Origin of the sequence: Frateuria sp. Soil773, from assembly GCF_001428405.1 — a bacterium.
In the GTDB taxonomy this organism is placed as follows: domain Bacteria; phylum Pseudomonadota; class Gammaproteobacteria; order Xanthomonadales; family Rhodanobacteraceae; genus LMSL01.
Genome location: NZ_LMSL01000002.1, coordinates 74,754 through 81,016, shown reverse-complemented (window position 1 = coordinate 81,016; position 6,263 = coordinate 74,754). Strand labels below are relative to the sequence as shown.

Here is a 6,263-nt window from a genome sequence, read left to right as displayed (position 1 = left end):
GACACCGACACCGACACCGACACCGACACCGACACCGACGCCGACGCCGACGCCGACGCCGACGCCGACACCGACACCGACACCGACACCGACACCGACACCAACGCCAACGCCAACGCCAACGCCAACGCCAACGCCGACCTGCGCCGAATGGGTGGAGGGCGGCACGTACAAGGCCGGCCAGGTGGTGAGCTACCAGGGCTCGGTCTATACCGCGCTGGTCGACCAGACCGACTGGGTCGGCACGGGCTGGAACCCGGTCAGCAGCCCCTCGCTGTGGCGCGCTGGCGGTAGCTGCTCGGTACCGACACCGACGCCTACCCCGACACCTACCCCGACACCGACGCCCACTCCAACCCCGACGCCCACGCCGACACCCACGCCCACGCCGACACCCACACCGACGCCAACCCCGACCCCGGGCGTCTGCGAGGTCAAGTCCGCGCCCACCGGCAAGGTGCTGCAGGGCTACTGGGAGAACTGGAACGGCTCGTCCGTGCACCCGGGCATGGGCTGGATACCCATCACGATGGTGCCGCCCGAGTACAACGTCATCAACGCGGCCTTCCCGGTCATCCTTGCCGACGGCACCGCCAAGTGGGAGGACGGCATGGACGTCGGGGTCAAGGTGCCCAAGCCGGCGGAGATCTGCCAGGCCAAGGCGGACGGCCACTGGGTGCTGCTGTCCATCGGCGGCGCCGCCGCGTCGATCAACCTGCAGAGCACGGCCGCGGTGGACCGCTTCGTCGAGACCATCGTGCCGATCCTCAAGGACAACAACTTCGACGGCATCGACATCGACATCGAGTCCGGCCTGGTCGCCGGGGCGTCGTTCAACCAGCTCTCCACCTCGCAGGCCAACCTGATCCGCCTGATCGACGGCGTGCTCGCGCAGATGCCGTCCAACTTCATGCTGACCATGGCGCCCGAGACGGCCTACGTCACCGGCGGGCAGATCGCCTACGGCGGCCCGTGGGGCGCCTACCTGCCGATCATCGCCAGGTACCGCGACAACGGCCGCCTGAGCTGGCTCAACATGCAGTACTACAACGGCAGCATGTACGGTTGCCCGGGCACCTCCTACCAGGCCGGTACGGTGGAGGGCTTCGTCGCGCAGACCCAGTGCCTCAACGACGGCTTCACCGCCGGCGGCGCGCGGTTCTCGCTGCCCTACGACAAGCAGGTGCCGGGCCTGCCGGCGCAGCCCGGTGCGGGCGGCGGCGTGCTCACGCCGGCACAGGTCGGCGAGGCCTACCGCCAGGTGCCGCAGATCAGGGGGCTGATGACCTGGTCGATCAACTGGGACGGCTCGAAGGGCTACACCTTCTCCAGGAACAAGCCGTTCTTCTCCAACCCCGGGTGAGGACTGCGGAGGTACCGCCGATGGCGGCACCTCCGCGTTGCCCCGCCTTTACTCTCCGGTGCCGCCGTGCGTCCAGGGCGGCACCGGACTTGCCGGCCCGCTGCGCGATCGCGTGGCGAGGCCATGGCTTTCGTCTCCCGATGCGGCCGGGGGAACCGGCAAGGTTCCGCGCAGCCCGCTTCGCCGTCGAAACCTCCCGCAGGGCCCGCCCGGCGCCGGTGCTGGACGTACTGCGCTGCATCATGCGCCGGGCGAAACGCTGTGCTAGAAAGCGGCCACGGCTTAGATCGATCTAAACAGATCCGGTTCTGGCTGTAAGGGGAGGGGACTGGGGAGGAACCTGCCTGGCGCCGGCCGCCGCATGGCGTGCCCGGGGCTTCGAGCGAAAGCTCCGATGGGGAGGTTCGGACTCGGTATTTGGATCGATTGAAATTCGTTTCGCGTCCATAAACCGATTCAATCTGGGAGGGAGATCGACCAGGCACGCACGCTGGATGGCGCCACGGTGACGGTATCGCCGTTCCAGACCAGCGCCAACGGCTCCAACGCCGTGTCGAAGGGTGTCGAGGCCTATGCCCAGCACACCTTCCGCTCCGGCTTCGGCTTCCAGGCCAACTTCACCTACAACAAGACTTCCACCACCGACATCGCGCTGGACGGGAAGGTGATCGGCAGGTCGCCGCTGGTCGGCAGCGCGAAGACCCAGGCCAACGTCTCGGTGTTCTACGAGAACGACAGGTTCCTCGCGCGCGCCTCGTACAACCGCCGCGGCACCATGGTCGGCGGCATCGTCTCCGGGCTCAACATCTACTCCGAGCCGTACGACCAGGTGGACCTGAACGCCTCCTACGACCTCATGAAGAACCTCACGGTGACCGGCTCGGTGCTCAACCTCACCAAGTCGGAGCAGAGGCAGCACCTGGGCGACGACACCAAGGCGCGGTTCTACGACAACACCTATGCCGGCCGCGTCCTGTACCTGGGCCTGACGTACAAGTTCTAGGCCGTGTGCCCCCCTCGTGCCCGATGCGCGAGGGGGTGCGGAGCGGATATGGAGAAAGTCGCGACGGACAACAGGGGACGAGACGGAGGGGCGCGGTCGTCGCGGGCGACGGCCGCGCATTGCGTCCAGTGCTTCCGGCGTATCGGCATCGACGCCTGCCCGTCGCCGACGACGGACTAAAAGGCATGGAGCGCACGGCTTCGAACGGCGCCCGGTCGCCCCTAATGCGCCAGGGCCTCTTCGACCGCGCTGAACGCCGACTTCCCGCCCATCCGCTCGTCCGGCATGCCGGTGGCGAACCAGGCCACGCCGGTGCCGCTTTTGCGGTCCACCCACAGCCCGGCCTGCAGGCCATAGGCAGAGCCGGAGTGGCCCACGCGCGCCACGCCATCGCCGAACGGATCGTCGCGGCAGCCCGGTACGGGCGTCGCCAGCGTCTGCACGGCCATGCCGTAGCGGCAGAAGAAGCCGGCGTCGGCGTCGCCGGTGTCTTCCTCGTACGTCAGGCCGTTGCCGGGACGGTATTGCCATTCCGGGGTGATCATCGCCTGGATGGAACCTGGCTTGAGCAGGCGCTTGCCGTCGACGCTGCCGTTGCCGAGCAGCAGCTCGCCGATGCGGGCCAGGCCCCGGGCGGAGATGCGCAGGCCGCCCTGCGGCGAGAACAGCGCGCCGTTGGCGCCGGCGCGCCAGCGCGACAGGTCGCAGCTTCCGTCGCTGGCCGGCGTGACCGGGCAGGCGGGCTTGCGGCCGTGGTTGTCGTCTTTCGCCGGCTTGCCGTCGGCGTCGTACAGCACCACCGCGCGGGCGGCGGTGGCGTCGCTGCACAGCGCCCAGTTGAAGCAGCCGTCGATGCCCAGCGGGCGCAGCACCAGGCGCGCCATCAGCTTGTCGAAGCGTTCGCCGGTGGCGCGCTCCATGATCTGCGCCACCAGCGGGAAGTTGAGGTTGGTGTAGTGGAAATAGGTGCCCGGCGCGTGTTTCGCGTCCCACGCGCGCGGGTCCGCGACGATGTCGCGCAGCTCGCCGCCCAGCGGCGTTTGCCAGTAGCCGGCGCCGTCGGTGAGGCTGGAGCGGTGCGACAGCAGCAGGCGCAGGGTGATCGGCGTGTCCGGGAAGGCCGGGTTGCGCAGCCGCCAGCCGAGCAGCTTCGACGCGTCGGTGTCCAGGTCGAGCTTGCCGGCCTCCACCAGCCGCATCACGCCAAGGGCGGTGACCAGCTTGGAAATCGAGGCGATGCGCACCGGATCGTCCGCGCCGACCTCGCGGCCGGTGGCCTTGTCGGCATGGCCGTGCACGCGCACGGCGGTGACGCCGTTGCGGTCGAAGGCGACGCGCACCGTGGCGATGGGCTCGCCGGCCTGCGCGGCGGCGCTCGTCAGGAGAAGCAACAGGCAGGCGATCCAGCGTGGGGCCATGGTCTGCTCAGCTCGCGGCGAAAGGTAACGTCCGGATTAAGGCATGCCGGGGCGGCGATGGGAACCCGCGGGCGGCGGCTTCCGCGCAGGCGCGTCTCCCCGCATCATCCGGTCCGGACATCCATCGTTGCGGCCAGCCCATGACGCAATCCCTCGAACTGACCCTCTCCATCGGCGCGCCGGCCGAGGTGGTGTGGGAAAGCCTGACCCGGGCCGGGCTGATGACGCAGTGGATGGGCGAGCCGGAGATGGCGATCGAGGTCGAGACGGACTAGGTCGTGGGCGGCTCCATCGTCGTGCGCGGGATCCGCCATGCGCGGTCCGGGAACAACGGCACGGTACGGGAGTTCGAACCCGTGGCGCGGCTCGCCTACACGCACCGCAGTTCGCTGTCGCGGCTTCCCGACGAGCCCGGGAGCTACACGACGCTCGCCTTCGGCCTGGAGCCCGCGGGGGATGCGGCCTCGCTGACGCTGGCGGCGACCGGCTTCCCCACGGAGGCGGTCTTCAGGCACCTGAAGTTCTACTGGGGCGGCGCGCTGGAATGCCTGAAGCGACAGGCGGAGCGGCGCGCATCCCGCCGCTCCGATGCGCGGGCGATGGCATGACCGAATGCCCTTGCGGGCGCATCGCTGCCCGGCATGCGTTCCGCTGGGTCCGCGGCGGCGGCATTCTCCACCGGTCGTTCCGGCGGACCGGAAAGGCCCGCGCGATGGGCGGCGCATCGCACCTGGCCGTTGCCGAAGCGAAAGGGCGCGGATGCGAAGTCGACGCCGCCTCCGTTTCGCGGCACTCTTCCCGTGCAGACTTGCCATGCGCAAGCCCGGGAGCTTCGTGATCGTGAGGATGTGGCAAGTGAACTGCGGTGTGCGTGACAGGCTTCGGGCGCGCCATGGGTGAGGGCAAGGGGCATTCCGGCTGGGTGGCCGTCGCGTCCGTCGCGCTGCTCAGCCTGCTCGCGCTGGCTGCCATCCACGCATCGCGCCCCAAGCCACGCGAGGTGGCGCCCAAGGCCGCCCCGGCGCCGCCGCCGATGCTGCCCGCCGTCGAGGTCTGGCTGAGCACGGCCGATCGCAGGCTGCGCCTGGCGCGCCAGCCCGACGTCGCGATGACCGCCCAGAAGGCGCAGCCGGGCGACGTGGTCGTCGATACCCAGAGCACCTACCAGTCCATCGTCGGCTTCGGCGCGGCGCTGACGGACGCGTCGTCCTGGCTGCTGCAGAACCGGCTGGATGCGTCGCAGCGCCGCGCATTGCTGCAGGAGCTGTTCGGCCCGCCGCCCGGCCTCAATTTCGGCATGACGCGCCTGACCATCGGCGCGTCGGATTTCTCGCTGCAGCCGTACACCCTGGACGACCTTCCCACCGGCCAGGTCGATCCGTCGCTGCAGCACTTCAACGTCACGCCCAACCTGCGCGACGTGATACCGACGGTGCGCGAGGCCCTGGCGGTCAATCCGCAGTTGCGCATCATCGCCTCGCCGTGGAGCGCGCCGGCATGGATGAAGACCAGCGCCAACCTGATCGGCGGCGAGCTGCTGGAGCCGTTCGAAAGCGCGTACGCGGACTACCTGGTCAAGTACGTCGACGCCTACCGCGGGTACGGCATCCCCATCTTCGCCCTGACCGTGCAGAACGAGCCGGGTTTCGTGCCGGTGACCTACCCCGGCATGGAGATGCCCGCGGCCACGCGGGCGCGCCTCATCGGCCAGTACCTCGGGCCGGCCCTGGCGCGCCGCAAGCCGAAGACGCTCATCCTCGGCTGGGACCACAACTGGGACGACCCGGGACAGCCCCTGAGCGTGCTGGGCGACGCCGACGCCGCGCGCTACATCGACGGCATCGCCTGGCACTGCTACCGCGGCACGCCGTCCACGCAGAGCGACGTGCATCGTGCGTATCCGAAGAAGGACACCTACATCACCGAGTGCTCCGGGGGCGACTGGGAATCGGCCAGGAAGGGCGAGCTGCTCTGGTTCGCGCGCGACTTCCTGCTCGCCGGGATCAGGCACTGGGCGCGCGGCGTGGTGTACTGGAACCTCGCGCTCGACGAGCAGCACGGCCCGCACTTCGGCGGCTGCGACCTGTGCAAGGGCGTGGTCACGATCGACTCGCGCACGGGCGAGGTGAGCCGCAACGACGAGTACTACGCGTTCGCGCACTTCAGCCGGTTCGTGCTGCCCGGCGCGGTGCGGGTGGGGTCCGGCGAGACCGACAAGGACATCAACAACGTCGCCTTCCTGAATGCCGACGACGGGTCGGTCGTGCTGGTGATGGTGAACAGCCATACGGACGCGCGCGAGGTCGCGGTGACGCAGGGCCCGAACCGCTTCCGCTACGCGCTGCCGCCGCAGAGCGTGGCGACCTTCGTATGGAATCCGGACCCGGTGGGTTCGTGGATGCGGCGGGCCGCGCGCTGGCTGGAGGGCCTCCGCGGCGGGCCGGCCGGACGCCGCGCGCCAGGCGGTTGAGCCGTCCGG

General features: G+C 69.7%; 6 protein-coding genes. 5 read left to right on the top strand and 1 reads right to left on the bottom strand.

The genetic code is table 11. From position 1 onward, the window contains the following. The first annotated feature begins 154 nt into the window (after positions 1 to 154). Positions 155 to 1,363: a glycosyl hydrolase family 18 protein gene (locus ASG87_RS00505; protein ID WP_157510850.1), complete on the top strand. Its 1,209-nt coding sequence runs from the start codon at positions 155 to 157 to the stop codon at positions 1,361 to 1,363. A 505-nt stretch (positions 1,364 to 1,868) separates the two neighbouring features. Beyond that, positions 1,869 to 2,366, top strand: coding sequence for a TonB-dependent receptor (locus tag ASG87_RS00500; protein WP_055999191.1), 498 nt, complete (start codon positions 1,869 to 1,871; stop codon positions 2,364 to 2,366). A gap of 221 nt (positions 2,367 to 2,587) precedes the next feature. On the opposite strand, the gene ASG87_RS00495 is transcribed toward ASG87_RS00500, so the two are convergent. Further along, positions 2,588 to 3,784 carry a serine hydrolase domain-containing protein gene (locus tag ASG87_RS00495; protein ID WP_055999188.1) on the bottom strand — a complete coding sequence of 399 codons (1,197 nt, stop codon included), beginning with the start codon at positions 3,782 to 3,784 and terminating at the stop codon, positions 2,588 to 2,590. Positions 3,785 to 3,924: 140 nt separating this feature from the next. Between ASG87_RS00495 and ASG87_RS21155 the strand changes: the two genes are divergently transcribed. The 3 genes from ASG87_RS21155 to ASG87_RS00485 all read left to right on the top strand — a co-directional run bounded on the left by ASG87_RS21155 (position 3,925) and on the right by ASG87_RS00485 (position 6,254). Continuing rightward, positions 3,925 to 4,059 carry a hypothetical protein gene (locus ASG87_RS21155; protein ID WP_268761792.1) on the top strand — a complete coding sequence of 45 codons (135 nt, stop codon included), beginning with the start codon at positions 3,925 to 3,927 and terminating at the stop codon, positions 4,057 to 4,059. 3 nt (positions 4,060 to 4,062) lie between these two features. Next, on the top strand, positions 4,063 to 4,392 hold the full coding sequence (locus ASG87_RS00490) for an SRPBCC domain-containing protein (protein ID WP_055999186.1): 330 nt from the start codon (positions 4,063 to 4,065) through the stop codon (positions 4,390 to 4,392). A gap of 284 nt (positions 4,393 to 4,676) precedes the next feature. Beyond that, positions 4,677 to 6,254: a glycoside hydrolase family 30 beta sandwich domain-containing protein gene (locus tag ASG87_RS00485; protein ID WP_055999183.1), complete on the top strand. Its 1,578-nt coding sequence runs from the start codon at positions 4,677 to 4,679 to the stop codon at positions 6,252 to 6,254. Positions 6,255 to 6,263: the final 9 nt, after the last annotated feature.

Bases quoted from the DNA above. Each gene is read 5' to 3' on its own strand.
- ASG87_RS00495 (WP_055999188.1), bottom strand. From the start codon at position 3,784: ATGGCCCCACGCTGGATCGCCTGCCTGTTGCTTCTCCTGACGAGCGCC.
- ASG87_RS21155 (WP_268761792.1), top strand. From the start codon at position 3,925: ATGACGCAATCCCTCGAACTGACCCTCTCCATCGGCGCGCCGGCCGAG.
- ASG87_RS00485 (WP_055999183.1), top strand. From the start codon at position 4,677: ATGGGTGAGGGCAAGGGGCATTCCGGCTGGGTGGCCGTCGCGTCCGTC.